A 21151-nucleotide genomic window follows, 5' to 3' on the forward strand; every position below is an offset into this window, starting at 1 on the left:
GCCTTAACGCTCGTTCACCTTCGGTAAACCTGATTGATACATTGTAACATGAACAAGTGTCATGGGAGACTCTGCATGTCCTTTCGCGCTGCCCTCTTTGCCGCGGCCTCCGCGACGCTGATCGCGCCTGCTGCCGCCCAAGCTCAGGCGATCGCCGATCCTGACGCGACCGCGCAGGGCGACGTGTCGGTGACGATCTACCAGTCAGGCAATTCGCTGGTGCAGGATGTCCGCCAGCTCGCGTTTGCGTCGGGCCGCAACACCATCGCGTTTCCTGACGTTTCGGCGCAGATCAGGCCGGAGACCCTGAGCTTTGCGGCCGCCGGTACTACGATCGTCGAACAGAACTTCGACTTTGACCTGCTGACTCCGCAAAAGCTGATGGAGAAGGCGATCGGCCAGACGGTCACGCTCTTGCGGACCAATCCCGCCACCGGACAGGAAACGCGCGAGCGGGCAACGGTCCTTTCGACGGCTGGCGGAGTGGTGATCCAGGTCGGCGACCGGATCGAGGTGCTGCGCGACGATGGCTTGCCGGTGCGAGTGATCTTCGACCGCGTACCCCCCAACCTTCGCGCTCGGCCAACGCTGTCGGTGACGCTCGACAGCGACCGCGGTGGCTCTCGCCCCGCTTCGATCCGCTACCTGACCCAGGGCCTCGGCTGGTCGTCCGACTATGTCGCGCTCTATGACGAGGGCAAGGGGACGATCGACATGCAGGGCTGGGTCACGCTGTCCAACAGCACCGGCACGACCTTCCATTCGGCCAACACCCTGCTTGTCGCCGGCAATCCCAATACCTTGGACAATTCCCGCGGCTATCGCGGTCGCGTGGCGCCGCCGCAGCCGGGTCGCTCGATGGTGCCAGGAACCGAAACGGCCGATCGGGAGCAGCTCGGGGATTTCTATCTCTATCCCATCGCCGACCGGACCACGATCGCCAACAACCAGACCAAGCAGGTTAGCTTCCTCGATGTCCAGGGAGTGCCGGCTCGCAAGGTCTACGGACGTAGCGTGGGCTGGCTGAGCTCCGACAGCGCGCCGGTCAACGTGCAGAGCCAGATCGCCTTCTCATCTTCGCGCAACGGCGGGTTGGGCGATGCTCTGCCTGCCGGCACCGTGCGGTTCTACCAGCGCGACCGGACGGGCAACCCGCAGTTCATCGGCGAGAATGGCATCGGCCACACGCCAATGGGCAGCGAACTCACCCTGGCCACCGGCGATGCGTTCGACGTGTCGGTCCAGGCCGAGGTCGAGAGCCGCGACAAGATCACCTCTGCCGATTACGAGCGCAGCTCTCGCTATCGGGTGACCATCAACGGCGAAGAAGTCCGTACCATCCAGGTCGACCGGACCGTCGACTACTGGCGCACGACCATGCGCTACACCTTCACCAACGCCAAATCGACGCCGGTCGATGTCGAGCTGGTGCAGGGCGGCCTCGATTACGGTTGGTGGACGCGCGATTTCCGCGTGGTCAGCGAAGACGTTACGGGCGAGCAGCTCAACGCCGATCGCCGCAAGTACGTGGTGACCGTGCCCGCCAACGGAAAGCGCGAGGTGCGCGTCACTTACGAGACACGGTACTGAGGAGGCGCAAGATGCGCTGCCCCTCCAGGATATTGTGCTGGGCGGCCCTGGTGCTCGCCTCCACGCCTGCTGTCGCTCGCGAGACAGTGGAAGCCTCGGCTCCGCAGGACCTCGCGGTCACCCTCTACCGCGACCCGAACCGCTCGCCGGGGGATACCATGGAGCGCGACTGGCCGCGGGGCTTTGCGATGATCACAGAGACCCGCCAGGTCACGCTCCCTCCCGGTGAGTCCACGATCCGCTTCACCGGCGTCGCCGAGGGCATGGTGGCGGTAAGCGCGATCGTGACCGGCTTGCCCGGCGGCACAATCGAGAAGAACCGCAACGCCGATCTGCTAAGCCCCGCTTCGCTGATCGACGGAACGCTTGGCAACCGCGTAACCATCACCCGCACCAACCCGGCAACTGGGCAGGCGTTGGCGGAATCCGCGATCGTCCGCACGCGCGCCGACGGCGGTCTGGTCCTGCAGACCAGCCAAGGGTTCGAGGCGGTGCGCTGCTCGGGCCTGCCCGAAGGGCTCGCCTTTGATCGAGTGCCCGCAGGACTCTCGGCCCAGCCGGTTTTCAGCGTGGATACCCGCAGCCCGTCGGGCGGCACTTATACGGTCGAGCTCACTTACCTCGCCTGGGGCTTCGACTGGCAGGCGAACTATGTCGCGACGCTGCAGGAAGGCGGGCGGGGCGATGCGATGAAGCTGCGGCTGATGAGCTGGCTGACGCTGCTCAACGACAACGGCCAGAGCTTTCCCGATGCCGAGCTTCTCGTGGTGGCGGGCAAGCTCAACGTCGTGAGTGATTTCGAGGACTTGGCAGATCCTCCCGGGGCGCCGCCGTTACGTCTAACCTGCTATCCCTTCGGAAGCACGGCGAGAGGGACGCCCGTTTACGACCTAATGCCCCCACCGCCGCCGCCCCCACCTCCTCCGGCACCCATGATGGCGGCGCGTGCGGAGATGTATGACGCTGCCGAATCCATCGTGGTTACGGGTTCCCGCGTGATGAAAGCCGAGGAAGAAGCGCTGGGCGACCTCAAGCTCTATCGCGTGCCGGTGCCCGTGACGGTCTCCGCCAAGGGGCTCAAGCAGGTCGCGTTCCTTGACCAGGACAGTGTCGAAGGCAGGCTCCTCTATCATGTGGCTTGCTCGCCGTGGAACGCACAAGACGAAGCGGCACGGGCATCGATGCTACTGGTGACCGTGAACGACCGTAAGCATGGCCTCGGGATGGCCTTGCCGATGGGCGGCGTGGCCGTGTTCGAGCCCTCGTCATACGGGGATCAGCTCGTCGCGGAGGACCAACTCCGGGATTATGCCGAAGGGCAGGACATCGAAGTAGGTCTCGGCGAAAGCAGCCAGGTATTCGCCCGCTGCGAGCGAACGGCCGATTTCGACTTCGACGAAGAGCGGACACGTTGGTCGCCAATGCAGGCCACGCTGACCAATGCCAACCGCAATCCGGTCAAGGTGCGGGTTTCGCTCGGGCCATCGGGTGCGTGGCAATTGCGGGGCATCAAGGGCACGCGCGTCAAGGATGGCAACGTGATCGTCGAGGTCACCGTGCCCGGAAACGGACGCCGCGAACTGACCTGGGAATTGCGGCCGCCAGGCGAGGCCTGATCTTAATCGCACGAAAGCGTAAAGCCGGAAAAACCGCCCTGCCAAGGCGTAAATTCCGCGTTCGTTACCGTTATCTAAACCACGCGACTTAACCGAAGCGAAGCGCCTCAGCCCCTAAACCGGATCCGGGTAACAGGGTCTTGGAATGCTTCGCGTCTACTCCTGCATAGTTCAGGAACATGATCTGCGCCTCCTTCTGGTGGCGGGGCTGATTTGCCTTGCCTCCTCGTGCATTGCTTTCGCCGCGTTCGAGCAGGCGGAGCGGGATCGGTCGCGTAAGCTGCTGTGGACCCTGCTGGCGGCGGTGGTCGCTGGCCTCGGCACCTGGGCGACCCACTTCGTCGCCATGCTCGCTTTCAAGCCCGACCTTCCGATGGGCTACAATTTCTCGACCACCCTGCTTTCTGTGGGCGCGGCGATCTTCGTGTCCGGCATCGGCTGGAGCATCGCGCTGTCGAGGCGTCCCGCTGCCGCAATCGTCGGGGGGGCGATTGTCGGCGCGGGCGTCGGCACCATGCACTACATCGGCATGGCCGCGGTCGAGGTCGCGGGGTTCGTCGTCTGGGACCAGGATCTCGCCTTGGCCTCGGTGGTCGTGGGCGTGACGCTGGCAGCTTGTTCGATGTGGGCGGCGCGGAGTGCGACCGCGGCCAGGAAGGCCGCGCCGCTGCTGCTCACGCTCGGCATCTGTGGTCTGCATTTCACCGCCATGGCCGCGGCCTCGATCTATCCGAGCAACGCCATGATCGTGCCGAGCAACTCGGTCGACAGTGGCACACTCGCGATCGTCATCACCGCGGGCGTCATGATGATCTTCGGCGCTGGCTTTGGCGTCATCCACTTCGAACGCCGGCTGGCTCGGGCCCAGTTCGCCGAGGCGAAGGAACGAGCCGCCCTGGCCGACGAGATCCTCGTCGGAGCCCTGGAGCGCGAAGCGCTGACCGCCAGGCTCGAGCGCGAGGTGACGATCAGCAGCGCAGCGCTGGAGAACATGGGCCAGGGCCTGTCGATGTTCGACGAACATGACCGGCTGGTCCGGTTCAACCGGAAGTACGCCGAGCTCTACGGCATTCCCGAGCATTTGCTGACCCCCGGCACCGCGGTGTCGGAAATCCTGCATCATCTCATCGGCACCGGCCTGTTCCCGCAGTCGGCGGAATTCTACGCGGACCTTCTCGGTGTATTGGTCGATGAGGGCGGGCGTCATGAAGTCGAACTGGCCGATGGCCGGATCATCGAGATTCACGTCCAGCCCGCTCCAATGGGCTCCTGGGTGGCGACGCACGAAGATGTGACCGAAGCTCGCCGCACGGCGGACCGGATCGCCTACCTCGCTCAGCACGACACCCTGACGGGCCTGCCGAACCGCTCTGCTTTCGCGGAGAACCTCTCGGCGGCGGCCGGAGAGGCCCGTGAGAACTGCGGCCTGGCAGTGCTTACGATCGACCTCGACCGGTTCAAGGAGGTGAACGACACGCTCGGCCATCCCTTTGGCGACCGCATTCTCGAACAGGCGGCCGCCCGGTTGCGCCAGGTGGTCGGGCCGGACGACGTCCTTACCCGCTTGGGCGGCGACGAGTTCGCGGTGATCCAGAGCGGCACGCCCGATGCCGAGGCGGCCTCCGCTCTCGCGGCCCGGATCGTCGATGCGATCGAACAGCCCTTCAGGTTCGACGGGCATACGGTGGCGATTGGCGCGAGCATCGGTATCAGCGTCAGCCCTCGCGACGGCAAGGATGCCGACGAACTGCTCAAGAAGAGCGACCTCGCGCTTTACCGGGCAAAGGAAGAGAACCGCGGCAGCTTCCGGTTCTTCGAAACCGGGATGGACGCGCGGATGCAGGAACGTCGCCAGCTGGAGGCAGAACTGCGCATCGCCATCGAGCAGGGGCAGTTCGAGGTTCACTACCAGCCGCTGCTCGACACCGGCACCGGGCGCATTGCCAGCTTCGAGGCCCTAGTCCGCTGGAATCATCCGTTGCGCGGGCTCGTCCAGCCGGGCGACTTCATTCCGATTGCCGAAGAGAGCAACCTGATCATCCCGATCGGCGAATGGGTCCTGCGCCAGGCGTGCCACGATGCGCGCGATTGGCCGGAAGACGTGAAGGTCGGCGTCAATCTCTCGCCGGCGCAGTTCAAGCGCGGCGACCTGATCACCGTGACGCTGTCCGCGCTCAGCAACGCCGAGCTCGCGCCGAGCCGCCTCGAACTCGAGATCACCGAATCCGTCCTGCTGCATGACGAGGCCTGGGTCCGCTCGATCCTCGAACGACTGAGCGCTCTCGGCGTGAGCATTGCGATGGACGATTTCGGCACCGGCTATTCGAGCCTCAGCTACTTGCGCACCTTCCCGTTCGACCGGATCAAGATCGACCGCAGCTTCGTCGCCGATCTGGTCGGGGCCGGCGATTCGCTGGCCATCGTCCAGGCCACCATCCAGCTCTCGCAAAAGCTTGGCATGGAGACGACGGCCGAGGGTGTCGAAACCCAGGAACAGCTCGCGATCCTGACTGGCGAGGGCTGCACCCACGCCCAGGGTTTCCTCATCGGGCACCCGGTTCGCGCCGAACAAGCGCGGCAATTGGTCGCGCCACAGGAACAGCGCAAGCGGGCCGCCCGCTAACTCCCTGAAATTCCTAAATCAGAAAAAGTTTTGTTCCGCTCTTGTTCCGATGGAACAAATCAGATACGAAACCGTCAGTGAGGAAATGTCCTGCAACTCTAGGCAACTGACGGAGGCCATGTCATGGCGGCGGAACTTAAGCTCGTAGGAAAGGAGTCCAACGTGGACCGTCAGAAAGCGCTCGAAGCTGCGCTCGCGCAGATCGATCGCGCATTCGGCAAAGGCTCGGCGATGAAGCTGGGCCAGAAGGAAACCATGCAGGTCGAAGTGATTTCGACTGGTTCGCTCGGGCTCGACATCGCGCTCGGCGTCGGCGGGTTGCCGCGGGGCCGGGTGATCGAAGTCTACGGCCCGGAGAGCTCCGGCAAGACCACGTTGGCACTGCATGTCATTGCGGAAGCCCAAAGGGGTGGCGGCACGGCGGCTTTCGTCGATGCCGAACATGCGCTCGATCCGGTCTATGCCAAGAAGCTTGGCGTCGACATTGATGAATTGATCGTCTCGCAGCCCGACACCGGGGAGCAGGCGCTGGAGATTGTCGACACCCTGGTTCGCTCGAACGCGATCGACGTGCTGGTGATCGACTCGGTCGCCGCGCTGGTTCCGCGGGCGGAAATCGAAGGCGAGATGGGCGATTCGCACGTCGGCCTTCAGGCCCGCCTGATGAGCCAGTCGCTGCGCAAGCTGACCGGTTCGATCAGCCGTTCGCGCTGCATGGTGATCTTCATCAACCAGCTGCGCATGAAGATCGGCGTGATGTACGGCAATCCGGAAACCACGACCGGCGGCAACGCGCTCAAGTTCTACGCCAGCGTCCGCCTCGACATTCGCCGCACCGGGCAGATCAAGGAACGCGACGAAATCATCGGCAACGCCACGCGCGTGAAGGTGGTGAAGAACAAGGTCGCCCCGCCGTTCAAGCAGGTCGAATTCGACATCATGTACGGCGAAGGCATCTCGAAGATCGGCGAGATCCTCGACCTCGGGGTCAAGGCCGGCATCGTCGAGAAGTCGGGCAGCTGGTTCTCCTACGACAGTGTCCGCATCGGACAGGGCCGGGAAAACTCGAAACAGTACCTCAAGGACAATCCCGAAGTTTGCGACAGGCTGGAAGCTGCGATCCGCAGCCGCACCGACCAGGTCGCCGAGGAGATGATGGCGGGCCCGGACGCGGAAGACGACATCTGATCCTCTAGAGGCACGGGCCGTTCGCGGCTCGCGCTTCCGAAACCGGAGCCGGCGCGGTCAACCCTACGGGGCCCGCGCCGGCTTCTTCGCATTTGATTTGAGTTAGCCTATCACCACATCGCGGCGGGCGCCTGGTGTAGGACAGCGAATGCAGACGAACAGCACGACGGTCGGTGGCGACGAATGGCAGGGGCGGACTGGCGATAGTTGGGCCGCAGAATGGAAGCGCACCGATCGCAGTTTCGGAGTGCTGACCGAGCGCCTGCTCCATCGTGCGCGCGATCCTGCCAGCGATACGGTGCTGGATATCGGTTGCGGCGCCGGCGAACTCTCGCTGGCTCTGGCTCGCACGCGTCCGGACGCTCGGATCACCGGAATCGATATCTCGCCGCAGCTTCTCGAGATCGCGCGGGACCGCGCTCGCAACCTCCGCAATGCCGCGTTCGAACTCGCCGACGCTGCCGCCTGGCAGCCGGGAGAATCACTTGCGCCCGATTTGCTCGTCTCCCGCCACGGCGTGATGTTCTTCGACGACCCGGTCGCGGCCTTCACTCATCTCGCGGAAATCGCGGCCCCGAATGCCGGCCTTCTGTTCTCCTGCTTCCGGACGTGGGAGGAGAATCCGGTCTTTCGCAGTGTCACTCGGCTGCTCCCAATCGAGGTTCCCCCTCCGGCCCCCGGTGCCCCAGGGCCATTCGCCTTCAGCGATCGGACTTACGTGGAGGGCATCCTCACCGCGGCCGGATGGCGTGACATCGCGTTCGAACCCTATGATTTCGCGATGGTTGTCGGCGCAGGACCCGACCCTGTCGAGGATGCCGCATCCTACTTCACCGCCATCGGAGGTGCGGCCCGTGCCGCCCGGGAGCTCACGCCCGAAGCCCGCGAATCCTTCATCAATCGTGTCAGGGACCTCGCGCGCGCCAACTTGCGCGAGGGCATCGTGTCCCTGCGAGCGGGTGCCTGGATCGTCACTGCACGCCGCCAATAACGCGCTCTTTTCGCACCATCGGCGGACACAGTCTCAGTTAGCGGCTTAATCCGCTTGTTTCGCCCCGCACTGCACCCTAATTCGCAACTCCCATGCACTCGACCAACGACATACGCCGTACGTTCCTCGACTATTTCGCCGCCAACGAGCACACCGTTGTGCCGTCGGCGCCGCTGGTCCCGTACAACGATCCCACCCTGATGTTCGTCAACGCGGGCATGGTGCCGTTCAAGAACGTCTTCACTGGGCTCGAAACTCCACCTGCGCCACGTGCTGCGAGTTCGCAGAAGTGCGTCCGCGCTGGGGGCAAGCACAACGACCTCGACAACGTCGGCTATACCGCCCGGCACCTGACGCTGTTCGAGATGCTCGGCAACTTCAGCTTCGGCGACTATTTCAAGGAACGGGCGATAGAACTCGCCTGGAACCTGGTCACGCGCGAGTATGGCCTGGCGGCCGACCGCCTGACCGTCACGGTCTACCATACCGACGATGAAGCCTGGAACTTGTGGAAGAAGATCGCCGGCCTGCCCGACGACCGCATCATCCGCATCGCCACCAAGGACAACTTTTGGGCCATGGGCTCCGACGGTCCGTGCGGCCCGTGTTCGGAGATATTCTGGGATCACGGCCCGGAAATCGCCGGTGGCCCTCCCGGTTCGCCGGACGAGGATGGCGACCGCTTCGTCGAGATCTGGAACCTGGTGTTCATGCAGCACCTGCAGGAAAACGACCAGATCGTCGCCGACTTGCCGCGTCCGAGCATCGACACCGGCATGGGGCTGGAACGCATTTCAGGCGTGTTGCAGGGCGTCCACTCGGTGTTCGAGACCGACACGTTCCGGCATCTCATCGAAGCCAGCGAGAGCCTCACCGGAACCAAGGCCGAAGGCGCTCAACAGGCGAGCCATCGCGTGATCGCCGACCACTTGCGCTCGACCAGCTTCCTCATCGCTGACGGTGTCATGCCGGCCAACGAAGGGCGCGGTTACGTGCTCCGCCGCATCATGCGCCGCGCCATGCGCCACGCGCACCTGCTCGGCGCCAAGCAACCGCTGATGCACCGGTTGGTCCCGGCGCTGATTGGCGAGATGGGCCTGGCCTATCCCGAACTGCCGCGCGCCGAAGCGCTGATCACCGAAGTGCTCGAGCGCGAGGAAACGCGGTTCCGCCAGACGCTCGATAACGGCCTGCGCCTGCTCGACGAAGCGACCTCCAGCATGCCGGCAGGCGCGAGCCTGCCGGGTGAGACCGCCTTCAAGCTCTACGACACGTTCGGCTTCCCCTACGACTTGACCGAGGACGCCCTGCGCGCTCGCGGCATCGGCGTTGACCGTGCCGGATTCGACGCGGCGATGGCGCAACAGAAAGCCGCTGCCCGTGCTGCCTGGAAGGGCTCCGGCGCCACCGCCGACGGCGAGCTGTGGTTCGACATCGCCGAGCGCGAAGGCGCGACCGAGTTCACCGGCTATGCCTCGACCAGCGGCGAAGGCCAGGTGGTCGCGCTGCTCGTCGACGGCAAGGAAGTCTCCGAGGCCGGCGAGGGCGCCGAGGTTATCGTCCTGACCAACCAGACGCCATTCTACGCTGAAAGCGGTGGCCAGGTCGGCGACTCTGGCACGATCTCGTCCGAGAACGGCCTGCGGATCGAGGTGTCGGACACGACCAAGCCGCTCGGCCGTCTGCACGCGCACCGCGGCACGATCACTGCGGGCAAGCTCGCCGTCGGCGATACCGTGCACCAGGAAGTCGACGTCGCGCGCCGCGATCGCGTTCGGGCCAACCACTCGGCCACGCACTTGCTCCACGCCGCGCTGCGCAACCAGTTGGGTGAGCATGTCACGCAGAAGGGCTCGCTGGTCGCCGAAGACCGCCTGCGCTTCGACTTCTCGCATCCCAAGCCGCTGACGCCTGCGGAACTCGCGTCGATCGAGGCCGAAGTGAACGCCGAGATCCGCCACAACGCGGAAGTCGGCACCCGCCTGATGAGCCCCGACGATGCGGTGGCAGCGGGCGCGATGGCCCTGTTCGGCGAGAAGTACGGCGACGAAGTGCGCGTGCTCTCGATGGGCCAGGGCGACTGGCAGGGTTCGGGCCGCAACTATTCGGTCGAACTGTGCGGCGGCACGCACGTGAGGGCGACTGGCGACATTGGCCTGTTTCGCATCATCTCCGAAAGTGCCGTCAGCTCGGGCGTGCGCCGTATCGAGGCGCTGACGGGCGAGGCCGCACGGCAGTGGGTGGTCGGACGCGAAGAAGCGCTGAAGACCGTTGCAGCCGCGCTCAAGACCGCTCCCGAGGATGTCGAAAACCGCGTCGCGGCTCTGCTCGACGAGCGCAAGCGGCTCGAACGCGAACTGGCCGAGGCGAAGAAGCAACTCGCCATGGGCGGTGGCGGCGGCGCCGCACCGGCTGCTGACGAAGAGGTCGGCGGCGTCAAGTTCTCGGGTCAGGTGCTCGAAGGGCTCGATCCGAAGGAACTTCGCGGCCTGCTCGACGAAGCCAAGAAGCGTCTCCAATCGGGCGTGGCAGCAGTTGTCGCGGTGAACGAAGGCCGTGCGGCCATCGCCGTGGCGGTGACCGATGACCTCGTTGGGCGCGTCAGCGCAGTCGAACTGGTTCAGGCCGGCGTCGCGGCGCTGGGCGGCAAGGGTGGCGGTGGCCGCCCCGACATGGCCCAAGGTGGCGGACCTGACGGCGCTAAGGCCAACGAGGCTCTCGACACCGTTCGCCAGGCGCTCGCCGGCGCCCCGGTCAGCTAAGCCAGGTTACTAGCGCCGCCGCGCAGCTGCTCCGGACTCCGGCTCGCTGCCGCGGGGCATATCGCCGTGGCCCTTGAAGTCGTCCTCAGTGCGCTGACGGCCCTTGATCGTGCCATAGCGCTCGCCGGTCTGGTTTTGCGGCCTCAGGCTCATCGTGTTCTGCGGTTCGTTACCGTCTTTCATCGGACGTCTCCTTCGTGATGGAAACGGCCGTCGAACCCAGTTGGGTCCGGCGAGGTCGATGAACCGGTCAGCCGCCTAGGCCGGCTGAGAGCGCGCGGTCAGCTCTCCGCTACGCGCGTGCGCAGCATGGGCTTTTGCGCCAGTTCACCGCTTTCCATGATCTGCTCGCGGAACTCGTCGCGCTTCTCGTGGATCGAGGCGATGACCGGGCCCATGGCGACGCCGAGGTCGACCAGCACCGCTTCCGACAGCTGTAGCGAGGCTTCCAGCGTTTCCGGAACCGCGGTACTCGCACCGGCGCGATAGAGTTCAGCCGCGTGGATGGTGTCGCGCGCGCGGGCGATGATCGGAAGGTCGGGGTAGGCCGCCCGCAGCTTACGGGTAATGCGCTGCGCCAGGACTGGCTCGTCCATTGTCAGGATCACGGCGGGCGACCTGGGGAGCCCCAGCCTGACCAGCGTCTCCATCCGCGAGGCGTTGCCGAAGATCGCGTGATAGCCCTCGCCGCGGCAGCGATTGACCAGTTCGGAGTCCGCGTCGATCGCGACGTAGAGCTTGCCATGCCGGGTCAGCATTTGCGCCACCAGCCGCCCGACGCGCCCACAGCCGAGGATGATCGCGCGTGGTTCGTCGGTATCGTAGTTGTCCGTCGCGCCGCCTGAGGTTGGTTCCATCCGTCGGGCGACCAAGCGGCCAAGTCCAGCAAGCAACGGCGTGACCGTAAGGCCGATGGCGGTGACGATCTGCCAGAACTGCCCGGTACCCGGCTGGATCAACATTGCCGAAGTCGCCGCAGCCAGGACGATCAAGGTGGTCTCTGACGGGCTCGACATGAGGATGCCGGTTTCGATCGCGGTCGATCGGCGCGCTCCCATGAGGCGCAGGAGTATGCTCGTCACCACGGCCTTGAGGAACAGCACCCCGACCACGGCGATCGTGATCATGGCGAGGTTGTCCCAGATGGTGAACAGGTCGATGCCCATGCCGACTGTGATCAGGAAGATCCCGAGCGCTAGGCCCTTGAAGGGCTCCATGATACCTTCGATCTCGGTGTGATACTCGGTCTCGGCGATCAGCAGGCCGGCGACCAGCGCGCCGACGATGGGCGACAAGCCGATCAAGGCGGTCGCCAAGCTGGCCCCTATCACCACCAGCAGCGAAGCTGCGAGGAATAGCTCCGGGCTCTTGGTCCGGGCCGCCTGCGCGAACAGGCGGGGCAGGGCGAGGCGGCCGATCACCATCATGCCGACGACCACCAGCAGGCCCACCCACAAGGTATGGAACAAGCCATCCATGCCCTCGCTGCCCGCGAACGGCGCTAGCGCGCCGAGCATGAAGATGATCGGGACGATGGCGATGTCCTCGAACAGCAGCATCGCCAAGGCGGCGCGTCCGACCGGGGTGTTTGTTCCTGCGATCGGCAGCACAAGGGCGGTAGATGACAACGCGAGCGCAAGGCCGAGGGCGAGTGCTCCGGTCCAGTACTGGCCCATCATCGAGAGGAAGGCCGCGAGCAGCGCGCCAGTCGCCAGCAACTCCAGTGCGCCGAGCCCGAAGACCAGCTTTCGCATCGCCCAGAGCCGGTTGAACGACAACTCCAGACCGATGGTGAACAGCAGCAGGATGATCCCGAACTCGGCGAAAGGATCGAGCCGCTCGGGATCCGAAATGGTGACGTAGAACAGCCACTCGTGCTGGTAGACCAGGCGCCCAAGTCCGAACGGTCCCACGAGAAGACCGACAAGGATGAAGCCGATGACCGGGGTGATGCGAAAACGCGCAAACACCGGTATGACTATTCCCGCGGCGCCCAGGATCACGAGCGCGTCGGACATTACCGGGGAGATAGCTTCAGCATGCATGAGCTTTGTATGTCAGACGCCCGGTGACTACCGCAACGCACAATCGCGCCGATGTCTTGATCGTCGGTGGAGGACCGGCCGGGATGATGGCCGGGCTCCTGTTCGCGCGGGCCGGGGTGACCGTGCAGGTCTTTGAAAAGCATGCCGATTTCTTCCGCGATTTTCGCGGTGACACGGTTCACCCCTCGACGATGGAAATTCTCGACCAGCTGGGATTTCTGGGCCGTTTTCTCGAGCGGCCGCACGACAAGGTCCAGGGCGCGCAAGTGCGGGTGGCTGGGCATGACTACACGATCGGGGACTTGTCGCATCTCAACACCCCGGCGCCGTTCATTGCGATGATGCCGCAGTGGGAGTTTCTCGACTTCCTGCGCGACGAAGCCGCCGCGTTTCCTGCCTTTGCGCTGGAGATGGAGGCCGAGGTTACCGGTCTTGTCGAGGAGAACGGCTGCGTTGTGGGCGTTCGTCTCGCCGATGGGCGAGAGTTGCGTGCTGGAAAGCTGGTGTTGATGACCGACGGCCGCGGATCACTGGTGCGCCAGCAGTCGCTGCTTCCGGTTACGCAGCTTGGGGCGCCGATGGACATATTTTGGTTCCACCTCGGCAAAGCGGACAACGCCGGCGACAAGCTGCGCGGGGCAGTCGACACGGGACGCATGGCCGTGCTGATCGACCGGCGTACTTACTGGCAGGCGGCTTTCATCATTCCGAAAGGCGCTGCCGAGGAAGTGAAGGCGCGAGGCATCGAGTGGCTTCGGGCGCAGATGCAGGCGTTGTTTCCTGAGCTCGATCTTTCGGGCGGCCTCAAAGGGACCGACGATTTGTTCCTGTTGTCAGTGGCGCTGGACAGGCTTGATCGCTGGTCCCGGCCTGGCCTGCTGGCGATCGGCGATGCGGCGCACGCGATGAGCCCGATCGGCGGTATCGGGATCAACCTCGCGATTCAGGATGCGGTCGCTGCGGCGAATATACTCGCCGGGCCCATCGCTCGCGGAGAGTATCCGGACCCGCTGCTCGCCAAAGTTCAGGCGCGGCGTGAGTTTCCGACGCGAGTGATCCAGGCCGGACAGAAGTTCGCGCAAGACAACGTGATCGGGGCGGTGCTTTCGGGAGAGCCGATCACCGAGGCGCCATGGGTGCTGAAAGTGCTGGAGCGCTTCCCGCTGCTGCGCCGGATACCGGGCCGGATTATCGGCCTGGGTGTGCGGCGGGAGCGGGTGAGGTCACCGGTGGGATGAAATCCTCCCCATGAGCTTGGCTCACAGGGAGGATTGAGCATCGGAAATCAGGCCCAGGTGGCCATTTCGGTTTCGAGGTTCTCGACGATCGCTTCGAAGAACTGCTCGGTGGTCATCCACGCCTGATCGGGGCCGATGAGGAGCGCGAGGTCCTTGGTCATCTTGCCGCTTTCGACGGTCGCGACGCAGACCTTTTCCAGGGTCTCGGCGAAGCGGATCACGTCCGGCGTGTTGTCGAACCGGCCGCGGTAGATCAGGCCCCGGGTCCAGGCGAAGATGCTGGCGATCGGGTTGGTGCTGGTCGCCTTGCCCTGCTCGTGCTGGCGGAAGTGGCGGGTCACGGTACCGTGCGCCGCTTCGGCTTCGACGGTCTTGCCGTCGGGGGTCATCAGCACCGAGGTCATCAGGCCGAGCGAGCCGAAGCCCTGCGCCACCTGGTCGGACTGCACGTCACCGTCGTAGTTCTTGCAGGCCCAGACGAACTTGCCGCTCCACTTGAGCGCGGAGGCGACCATGTCGTCGATCAGGCGGTGTTCGTAGACGATGCCGGCGGCGGCGAACCTTTCCTTGAAGCCTTCGGTCTCGAAGATTTCCTGGAACAGGTCCTTGAAGCGGCCATCATAGCGCTTGATGATGGTGTTCTTGGTCGAGAGGTACACCGGCCAACCGCGGTCGAGGCCGTAGTTGAAGCTGGCGCGCGCGAAATCGCGGATCGAATCATCGAGGTTGTACATCGACATCGCCACGCCCGGCGCCTTGAACTGATAGACTTCGCGGTCGATCGTCTCACCGTTCTCGCCTTCCCAGACGAGGCGCAGCGTGCCCGCGCTGGGGACGAGGAAGTCGGTCGCGCGGTACTGGTCGCCGAACGCGTGACGGCCGACGACGATCGGGTCGGTCCAGCCCGGGATCAGCCGGGGGACGTTCTGGATCACGATCGGTTCGCGGAAGATCGTGCCGCCGAGGATGTTGCGGATCGTCCCGTTGGGCGACTTGTACATGTCGTGCAGGTCGAATTCTTCGACGCGCGCTTCGTCCGGGGTGATCGTGGCGCACTTCACGCCGACGCCGTGTTCCGCGATCGCGTTGGCCGCGTCGACGGTGATCTGGTCGCGGGTCTCGTCGCGCTTTTCGATCCCGAGGTCGTAGTATTTGAGATCGACGTCGAGGTAGGGGAGGATCAGCCGCTCACGGATCCATTGCCAGATGATCCGAGTCATCTCGTCGCCGTCGATTTCGACGATGGGGTTCACGACCTTGATCTTCGCCATACGCGGGGAATCCTGCCTCTATTTGCCCAGTGGGAACGGCGCGACCCTTAGGGAGCGGCAGGCGCCTGCGCAAGCGGCGCATCCGGATGGATACGGCTGGCGTCCATCAACCAGTGCAAGACGGGCGGAAGGCGCTGCGCCAAGGCAACACCTGCCCTGGCGCCGAGCGGGCTTTCGGCGAAGGCGCGGGCCAGGCGGGCGGCGCGCATGGGAGCTTTGGCTCGCCGGGCTAGATCGCGCTGGAAGGCCGGTGCGGTGGCCGGTCCGCCTGTGAGCCAGTGGCGGGCGGCCATTTCCCCGCTCGCGAGGGCAATCGAAATGCCTTCACCTGCGAGGGAAGGTATGACCGCCGCCTGGTCTCCGAGGCGGAACACGCCCGGTTGGCTCGTCTCTGCGATCCAGCCGTAAGGAACGGCCCCGATAGATTCGATCGAGTTGCCCTGCCAGTCGGAGCCGAGCCGTTCGTGCAGAGCCGGCCTTGCAGACGCCAGTTTCGTCAACAGCCGGGCTGGGGTCCACCCACCGGATGCGAGCACCGACTTGCGAACGGCGAGGCACAAATTGGCACTCCCGTCTTCCTGCAGCACGATGCCCGCGTAACCACCGCTGAAGAGATGGAGTTCGATCCGTCCTGACAAGAGCTCATGCCGAGCCGTTGTGGGCGGCAGGCGTAGGCGCAACCCGAGTTCGGGATCGCTGGCAAGGCGTGGACGTGGTTGCCCGCGCACGTCATGTTTGCCCGAGGCCAGGAACAGGCCGTCTCCCACCCAGCGGCGACGTTGTCCGACTACCGTCCAGCCCTGAATCTCGCGCGCGGTGTCGACTTCGAGCGTGGCGCCCAGCACCAGTGCGCGCCGCCTGAGAGCATCGTCGAGTTTCCGGCGCGAGAGTCCCCACGCAGGCGAGGGGAGGGGAACCACGGCCTCCCGACCCCCTGCAAACAGCGCGAGATGTTGGACCGGCTTGGCACCGAGCGCTTCCGGGTCAACGCCCAAGGCGCGAAGTTGCTCGGCCGTCCGCCAACTGAGAAATCCGCCGCAGAGGCAGTCTCGCACTTCAGCATCCCGGTCGAGCAGCACCGGCGCGGCACCCTCGCGGGCCAGGGCGATCGCGGCGGCACAACCGGCCGGCCCAGCGCCGAGGATCAGCGGAGCCGTTCGACGCATAGCCTGAACGGGAACCAGCGGCGCACCCGCGCCTCGGTGATGCCCTCGCGCGCGAGCCGCTCGTGCCACTCGGCGGGGCGGAAGCTGCGGGCGATCGAGGTGTGGCCATCGGCGCGCACGATCGGGTGCCAGCGCATCGCGCCGGAGAGTAGCGGCCAGGTGGTGTAGGCAAAGCCGTGGCGATGGAGGTCGTTGATGAACCAGCCTTCCTTGGCCTCTCCTTCCATGAAGCGCAGGAAAGCGGCCAGCTCGCTCTCGGTCATATGATGGGTGACGAGGCTGGAGATCACGCAGTCGAACCCGGATCCGGCGAGGTCGGCGTAGTCGCCGGTGAGGTAACGGATCGGTGCGCCAGGAGAGGGAACCGCTTCGGCCGCCGCCTTGCTGCGCGAATTGAGGTCGATCCCTGTCAGTTCGGCAACGATGCCGTGCTTCTTCGCCCAGCGCGCGACCTGGCGTAGCATGTCGCCATCGCCGAACCCCACGTCCAGCAGCGTGAAGGGGCTCTTCTGCCCGACCGCGCGGCGGAGGAAGTCGAGTGTCGGGCGATAGGCGAAGGTCGTTCGGTTTACTTTGGCGAGATCGGCCAGGACCGCATGATAGGTAGCGGCGTCCAGGGCCGGATCGTCCATCAGCTCGTCGGCTTGGCGCCTCTCAGCGAGCATCGCTTTCAGTCCAGCCGAAGCGCAGGCCCTCCATGGCGAGGCCAGGCCCGAAGGCGATCGCGATGCCGGTGCGGGGCTTTTCTGCCATCAGCTTCTTGAGCACGAACATGACTGTGGCCGAGGACATGTTGCCGCAGTCCTGCAGCACCTCGCGCGAGGCAGTGAGCTTTTCCGGCGGGAGCTGGAGGCCGCGCTCCACGGCATCGACGATCGACCGCCCGCCGGGGTGAACCGCCCAGGCATCGATCTCGGTCACGGGCTTCCCCTCCGTCACCGAGTTGGCGACGGCTCCATCGCTCAGCGCCTCGGCCAGGCGCCCAGGGACTTCGCCGGATAGCTGCATGTCAAAGCCAGTGTCGCCAATGGTCCAGGTGATAAGCTCATGGCTGTCCTCGAGCGTTAGCGACAGACCTTGTCCGAGAGCCAGCCCCTCACCTTCGGCGCTTACGATCGCCGCGGCCGCGCCGTCGGCGAATTGGGCCATGGCCAGCAGGCGCTCGAGCTTGTCCGTCGGCTGGAGGTGCAGCGTGCATAGCTCGACCGAGATCACCAGGACCCGCGCGCTGGGTTCGGAACGGACGATATGTCCGGCGGTGCGCAAGGCGGTGACGCCCGCGTAGCAGCCCATGAAGCCGACCACGACCCGTTCGACCGTGGGATCGAGTCCCAGGCGGCGGGCGATAACCTGGTCCAGCCCCGGCGCCATGAACCCCGTGCAGCTGGCGACGACCAGGTGGGTTACCCGGCCCAGGTCTCCCAACTCGGCGATGGCCTCGAGCGCAAGCTTCGGTGCCTCGCGCGAGTAGATCTCCATCCGGGCGAGCGTTCCGGGAGCGTCGGCGGTGTCGTAGAAGCTTCCTTCGGCCTGATAGGTCTCGGCAGAGGATAGGACGGTGAAACGCCGTCCGATGCCTGAACGCTGCAGCATCCGTTCCAGCAAAGTGACTTCGCGGCGTCCTTCAAGCTGGCGCAAGGCCCAGGCGTTGTAGGTGGCATCGCATTCGCTAGCCGGCAGAGCGCAGGCAATCGCGTTGATTCGCGGCACTGGTTGGCCGGAGACCATGGCGAAGATGTAGGCGTCCGTCGGGGAAACGAAAGAACCTTTGATAGAATTCCCGAACTAAAAGATTCCAAGCACTTTGGGCCTTGCACCATCAACGGCTTTTCGATCCCGATCTTCGCATCGTTCGACTATCCCGATGGCATCGCTTGCGCGGCCGTTGGCCTTCTCCAGCTGTCCGGTTTGCGCCAGCCCGAACTGCATCCACACTCGGGCGATCTGGTCGGCATAGAGCGCATCGCCGGCCGGGCCGGCCGGATAGTCTGCCCTGGACGTGATCGCAGGCGGGACTGATCCTTCGACGGGCTTGCGCCAGGCTTGCGGGATCAGTTCGGTGCAGGGCGCCTTATTGGCAATAATCGGTGGAGATCCCGCACAGGCCGTTGCGAGCAGCGCTATCGGCAGCGCCAGTGTCGGGCGCGGTGCGAACTTGATCCTGGGCACGGGTAATCTCCTTGTCGAGAGCGTGTTCGGCGGAACCTCGCTCTCCGATGGTGTTGGCGGCGTCGGCCCCGCTGCGGACCGCGGCATCGCCGCGGCTGGCTTCGAAGCGGGCGGTGACCTCGGCCCGGCGGGCTCCGCTCAGAACCCCGGAGAACCAGAGGAGGGCGGCGGCCATCAGCAGCAGGCCGGCCAGCCAGGCGAGGGGCTTGCGGATGAGGTCAGCCATCGGCCAGTCCCGTTTCGCGGGCGACGTCCGCTTCAACGCCGTCGCGGCCCGCCCTGAAGCTCACCCGCCCACCGGCGAGGACGATGATCACCAGCACGGCGAGGCAAAGACCTAGCGTGCCGATGGCGAAGTGACTGTTGAGCGCGAGCGCTTCGACTTGCCGCTGAAGCAGCGCGAAACATTCGCCCATCGCGAGTTCCGGGCGGGTTTCGAACCCGAGGGCGCGGCTGCACCAATCCGGCGCGGCGATGATGCCGATCAGTCGCCAGGCGAAGTAGATCAGCGCGGCGCTGGTCACGGCGACGGCGATGAGGGCCCAGGTGCGGATCATGTTGCGCGGCCCGCTCATGCTGCACCTACCCGGTTGTCGAGCCAGCCGGCCATGAAGTCTTCGAACCGGGCGTTGCCTCGGGCGAGTGCAAAGTAGTGCGCGAACTGCAGGCCGTTGAGCGCCTTGAGCATGAGCTCGCGCGCCTCGGCTTCACCGCGTCGTCGGCGAAGGGCGCGGAAGGCGCCGAGCGTTGCCGGCCCGATGGCCCCGTCCTCGCTGATGTCGGCATAGTCCTGTCCGCGCCGGTTGAGCAGGTTGAGGGCCTGCTGAAACCACAGCTTGGCACGCTTGGGGCCGACGTTCACGCCGCTGTCGATCACCTCTTCGGCGACGTGCGGATCGATCTCGGCGATACCGAGCAGGCCAGGCTTTTCGACGTATTCTCGTCGATAGATATCTCGCGCCAGGGCGATCGGAAAATCGCGCATCGGGCCCGAATAGCCATTCGCCCGGGCGACTCTCTGCGTGATCCCGTACTTCGTCGCGCCGCCGGGATCGGAGGGGTGATCGACGTAGCCGCCTTCGCGCACGAGTGTTCCTTCGATCAACTGATCTATCGTCATGGTTCGGTTCTCTTCGAATGCTGGGGGTGACCTGCATATATGCGCATACGCATATTTTGTCAAGTGAATTATGCGTTAGGGGGTAGCGTTGGAAGGTCGCCGGTATTATGCTGGCGCCATGAGTGGAAGCCTCGCAACCCGTATCAAAGCCATCCGGCAGACTGCCGGGCTGAACCAGACGGAATTCGCCAATCGCCTGGGAACCACCCAGTCGACCGTGGCGCGGTGGGAGAAGGGCGCGGAGCCCAGCGGGCCCATGCTGCACGCCATCGCGAGGGTGGCGAGCACGACGGTTGAGAGGCTGATGGGAACCGACGACCTAGCCTCGGCGGCAGCGGACCAGATCCCGGTCGTCGGCTACGTCGGCGCCGGCGCGGCCGTGACCCCCTTCGACGACTACGCGCCCGGCGACGGCATGGCCTTCGTCGAACGGCCGCCGTTTGTCTCGGGGCGGGCGGTTGCGGTCGAAGTGAAGGGCGACAGCCTGCTACCTGTGGCCGAGGACGGCTGGCGCTTGGTCTACACCGGCGAACAGACGATCGTAGAGGACCAGGTCCTCAACAAGCTCTGCGTCGTCCAGTTGAGCGACGGGAGGCTGCTGGTGAAGCGCCTGATGCGCGGATCGAAGCCCCAGCGCTACCACCTGGTCTCGACCAACGCGCCGATCATGGAGGACATCGAGATCGAATGGGCAGCGCCTGTGCGGGCGATCATCCCGCAGTGAGGGCGGCCTCGGCCTGCATCAGGCAATAAAAAACCCGCCATTACAGCGGGTTTTCTGCCTCGACCGGATGGTGGGCGTAGGAAGGATTGAACTTCCGACCCCTGCGATGTCAACACAGTGCTCTACCACTGAGCTATACGCCCGTACCCATCCGGTCGATCGGCAGGCGGGCCATCTAGCGCCGGGCAATCGTTATGACAAGGGCTGCTTTGGGTCTTCAGGGTCGAAAGGACGCTTCGGTCTTTTCGTCCTCGAAAATGCGTTCGACTTCGAGCACCAGATCCTTGAGGTGGAACGGCTTGGAGAGCATTTTCGCCTTCGGCGCTTCGCGGCTGGCCCGCAAGGTGACCGCGGCAAAGCCGGTGATGAACATCACGCGGGTGCCCGGGCAAATCTCGGCACAACGCTGCGCCAGTTCGATTCCGTCCATTTCCGGCATCACGATGTCGGACAGGAGCAGATCGTATTGCTGCGATTCGAGCAGGGGGATGGCTTCCGTGCCGCGATCGACCGAATCGACCGAGTAGCCGGCCTGTTCGAGCGCCCGCGCCAAGTAGGTGCGCATCGCCTCGTCGTCTTCTGCCAGCAGGATGCGGATCATCAAGGCCCCCTTGTCAGGTCTGTGCGTTGCGATCCCTTATCCGCGAC

Annotated in this window: 19 protein-coding genes and 1 tRNA gene; 8 read left to right on the plus strand and 12 right to left on the minus strand. The window is 65.0% G+C overall.

Annotated elements, in window-relative coordinates:
• The first annotated feature begins 75 nt into the window (after positions 1-75).
• The 6 genes from ASD76_RS02950 to alaS all read left to right on the plus strand — a co-directional run bounded on the left by ASD76_RS02950 (position 76) and on the right by alaS (position 10770).
• Complete coding sequence (locus tag ASD76_RS02950; protein ID WP_055918253.1) at positions 76-1590, plus strand: DUF4139 domain-containing protein; 1515 nt, start codon at positions 76-78, stop codon at positions 1588-1590.
• 11 nt (positions 1591-1601) lie between these two features.
• A complete protein-coding gene (locus ASD76_RS02955) occupies positions 1602-3206 on the plus strand; it encodes a DUF4139 domain-containing protein (RefSeq protein ID WP_156457521.1) in 1605 nt (534 codons plus the stop codon).
• 199 nt (positions 3207-3405) lie between these two features.
• A complete protein-coding gene (locus ASD76_RS02960) occupies positions 3406-5829 on the plus strand; it encodes an EAL domain-containing protein (RefSeq protein WP_235506485.1) in 2424 nt (807 codons plus the stop codon).
• A gap of 123 nt (positions 5830-5952) precedes the next feature.
• Complete coding sequence (recA, locus tag ASD76_RS02965) at positions 5953-7017, plus strand: recombinase RecA (RefSeq protein WP_055918260.1); 1065 nt, start codon at positions 5953-5955, stop codon at positions 7015-7017.
• Between the two features lie 148 nt (positions 7018-7165).
• On the plus strand, positions 7166-8008 hold the full coding sequence (locus tag ASD76_RS02970; RefSeq protein ID WP_055918263.1) for a class I SAM-dependent methyltransferase: 843 nt from the start codon (positions 7166-7168) through the stop codon (positions 8006-8008).
• Between the two features lie 92 nt (positions 8009-8100).
• Positions 8101-10770 carry an alanine--tRNA ligase gene (gene alaS, locus ASD76_RS02975; protein ID WP_055918266.1) on the plus strand — a complete coding sequence of 890 codons (2670 nt, stop codon included), beginning with the start codon at positions 8101-8103 and terminating at the stop codon, positions 10768-10770.
• 9 nt (positions 10771-10779) lie between these two features.
• Here alaS and ASD76_RS18125 read toward each other — a convergent pair whose 3' ends face one another.
• Together ASD76_RS18125 and ASD76_RS02980 are read right to left on the minus strand one after the other, a co-directional pair.
• Positions 10780-10953, minus strand: a complete 174-nt coding sequence (locus tag ASD76_RS18125) for a hypothetical protein (RefSeq protein WP_156457522.1) — start codon at positions 10951-10953, stop codon at positions 10780-10782.
• 98 nt (positions 10954-11051) lie between these two features.
• On the minus strand, positions 11052-12815 hold the full coding sequence (locus tag ASD76_RS02980; protein WP_055918269.1) for a cation:proton antiporter: 1764 nt from the start codon (positions 12813-12815) through the stop codon (positions 11052-11054).
• Positions 12816-12838: 23 nt separating this feature from the next.
• Between ASD76_RS02980 and ASD76_RS02985 the strand changes: the two genes are divergently transcribed.
• On the plus strand, positions 12839-14053 hold the full coding sequence (locus ASD76_RS02985) for an FAD-dependent oxidoreductase (protein WP_235506488.1): 1215 nt from the start codon (positions 12839-12841) through the stop codon (positions 14051-14053).
• A 47-nt stretch (positions 14054-14100) separates the two neighbouring features.
• On the opposite strand, the gene ASD76_RS02990 is transcribed toward ASD76_RS02985, so the two are convergent.
• From ASD76_RS02990 to ASD76_RS03020, 8 genes are read right to left on the minus strand one after another with little or no spacing between them, the layout of a single operon-like run.
• Positions 14101-15324 carry an NADP-dependent isocitrate dehydrogenase gene (locus tag ASD76_RS02990; RefSeq protein ID WP_055918275.1) on the minus strand — a complete coding sequence of 408 codons (1224 nt, stop codon included), beginning with the start codon at positions 15322-15324 and terminating at the stop codon, positions 14101-14103.
• A gap of 47 nt (positions 15325-15371) precedes the next feature.
• Entirely contained in the window at positions 15372-16490 is a 1119-nt protein-coding gene (locus ASD76_RS02995; protein ID WP_055918278.1) for an NAD(P)/FAD-dependent oxidoreductase, read from the minus strand.
• Complete coding sequence (locus ASD76_RS03000; protein WP_055918281.1) at positions 16469-17155, minus strand: methyltransferase domain-containing protein; 687 nt, start codon at positions 17153-17155, stop codon at positions 16469-16471. The genes ASD76_RS02995 and ASD76_RS03000 overlap by 22 nt, the downstream gene beginning before the upstream one ends.
• Positions 17145-18218, minus strand: a complete 1074-nt coding sequence (locus ASD76_RS03005) for a type III polyketide synthase (RefSeq protein WP_055918284.1) — start codon at positions 18216-18218, stop codon at positions 17145-17147. Before ASD76_RS03005 ends, ASD76_RS03000 begins: the two co-directional genes overlap by 11 nt.
• Before the next feature lie 57 nt (positions 18219-18275).
• On the minus strand, positions 18276-18659 hold the full coding sequence (locus ASD76_RS18450) for a hypothetical protein (RefSeq protein WP_162249633.1): 384 nt from the start codon (positions 18657-18659) through the stop codon (positions 18276-18278).
• Positions 18562-18885, minus strand: a complete 324-nt coding sequence (locus ASD76_RS03010; RefSeq protein WP_055918287.1) for a hypothetical protein — start codon at positions 18883-18885, stop codon at positions 18562-18564. The genes ASD76_RS18450 and ASD76_RS03010 overlap by 98 nt, the downstream gene beginning before the upstream one ends.
• The gene (locus tag ASD76_RS03015; RefSeq protein WP_055918290.1) at positions 18878-19234 is read right to left on the minus strand and encodes a hypothetical protein; all 357 of its coding nucleotides are present in this window, start codon (positions 19232-19234) and stop codon (positions 18878-18880) included. Before ASD76_RS03015 ends, ASD76_RS03010 begins: the two co-directional genes overlap by 8 nt.
• Positions 19231-19779: a glycoside hydrolase family 108 protein gene (locus ASD76_RS03020; RefSeq protein WP_055918293.1), complete on the minus strand. Its 549-nt coding sequence runs from the start codon at positions 19777-19779 to the stop codon at positions 19231-19233. Before ASD76_RS03020 ends, ASD76_RS03015 begins: the two co-directional genes overlap by 4 nt.
• 118 nt (positions 19780-19897) lie before the next feature.
• Here ASD76_RS03020 and ASD76_RS03025 point away from each other — a divergent pair, with 118 nt between their 5' ends.
• Complete coding sequence (locus ASD76_RS03025; RefSeq protein ID WP_156457523.1) at positions 19898-20503, plus strand: helix-turn-helix domain-containing protein; 606 nt, start codon at positions 19898-19900, stop codon at positions 20501-20503.
• Positions 20504-20571: 68 nt separating this feature from the next.
• Here the strand turns inward: ASD76_RS03025 and ASD76_RS03030 are convergent.
• Both ASD76_RS03030 and cpdR read right to left on the minus strand, forming a co-directional pair.
• A tRNA-Val gene (locus ASD76_RS03030) sits at positions 20572-20646 on the minus strand.
• Positions 20647-20720: 74 nt separating this feature from the next.
• Positions 20721-21104, minus strand: a complete 384-nt coding sequence (gene cpdR / locus ASD76_RS03035; protein ID WP_055918299.1) for a cell cycle two-component system response regulator CpdR — start codon at positions 21102-21104, stop codon at positions 20721-20723.
• Positions 21105-21151: the final 47 nt, after the last annotated feature.

It is taken from the genome of Altererythrobacter sp. Root672, assembly GCF_001427865.1.
Classification (GTDB): Bacteria; Pseudomonadota; Alphaproteobacteria; order Sphingomonadales; family Sphingomonadaceae; genus Croceibacterium_A.

Coding starts and splice junctions, on each gene's coding strand:
- ASD76_RS02950 (WP_055918253.1), top strand. CDS start 76: ATGTCCTTTCGCGCTGCCCTCTTTGCCGCGGCCTCCGCGACGCTGATC.
- ASD76_RS02955 (WP_156457521.1), top strand. CDS start 1,602: ATGCGCTGCCCCTCCAGGATATTGTGCTGGGCGGCCCTGGTGCTCGCC.
- recA (WP_055918260.1), top strand. CDS start 5,953: ATGGCGGCGGAACTTAAGCTCGTAGGAAAGGAGTCCAACGTGGACCGT.
- ASD76_RS02970 (WP_055918263.1), top strand. CDS start 7,166: ATGCAGACGAACAGCACGACGGTCGGTGGCGACGAATGGCAGGGGCGG.
- alaS (WP_055918266.1), top strand. CDS start 8,101: ATGCACTCGACCAACGACATACGCCGTACGTTCCTCGACTATTTCGCC.
- ASD76_RS18125 (WP_156457522.1), bottom strand. CDS start 10,953: ATGAAAGACGGTAACGAACCGCAGAACACGATGAGCCTGAGGCCGCAA.
- ASD76_RS02980 (WP_055918269.1), bottom strand. CDS start 12,815: ATGCATGCTGAAGCTATCTCCCCGGTAATGTCCGACGCGCTCGTGATC.
- ASD76_RS02990 (WP_055918275.1), bottom strand. CDS start 15,324: ATGGCGAAGATCAAGGTCGTGAACCCCATCGTCGAAATCGACGGCGAC.
- ASD76_RS02995 (WP_055918278.1), bottom strand. CDS start 16,490: ATGCGTCGAACGGCTCCGCTGATCCTCGGCGCTGGGCCGGCCGGTTGT.
- ASD76_RS03000 (WP_055918281.1), bottom strand. CDS start 17,155: ATGCTCGCTGAGAGGCGCCAAGCCGACGAGCTGATGGACGATCCGGCC.
- ASD76_RS03005 (WP_055918284.1), bottom strand. CDS start 18,218: ATGGTCTCCGGCCAACCAGTGCCGCGAATCAACGCGATTGCCTGCGCT.
- ASD76_RS03010 (WP_055918287.1), bottom strand. CDS start 18,885: ATGGCTGACCTCATCCGCAAGCCCCTCGCCTGGCTGGCCGGCCTGCTG.
- ASD76_RS03015 (WP_055918290.1), bottom strand. CDS start 19,234: ATGAGCGGGCCGCGCAACATGATCCGCACCTGGGCCCTCATCGCCGTC.
- ASD76_RS03020 (WP_055918293.1), bottom strand. CDS start 19,779: ATGACGATAGATCAGTTGATCGAAGGAACACTCGTGCGCGAAGGCGGC.
- ASD76_RS03025 (WP_156457523.1), top strand. CDS start 19,898: ATGAGTGGAAGCCTCGCAACCCGTATCAAAGCCATCCGGCAGACTGCC.
- cpdR (WP_055918299.1), bottom strand. CDS start 21,104: ATGATCCGCATCCTGCTGGCAGAAGACGACGAGGCGATGCGCACCTAC.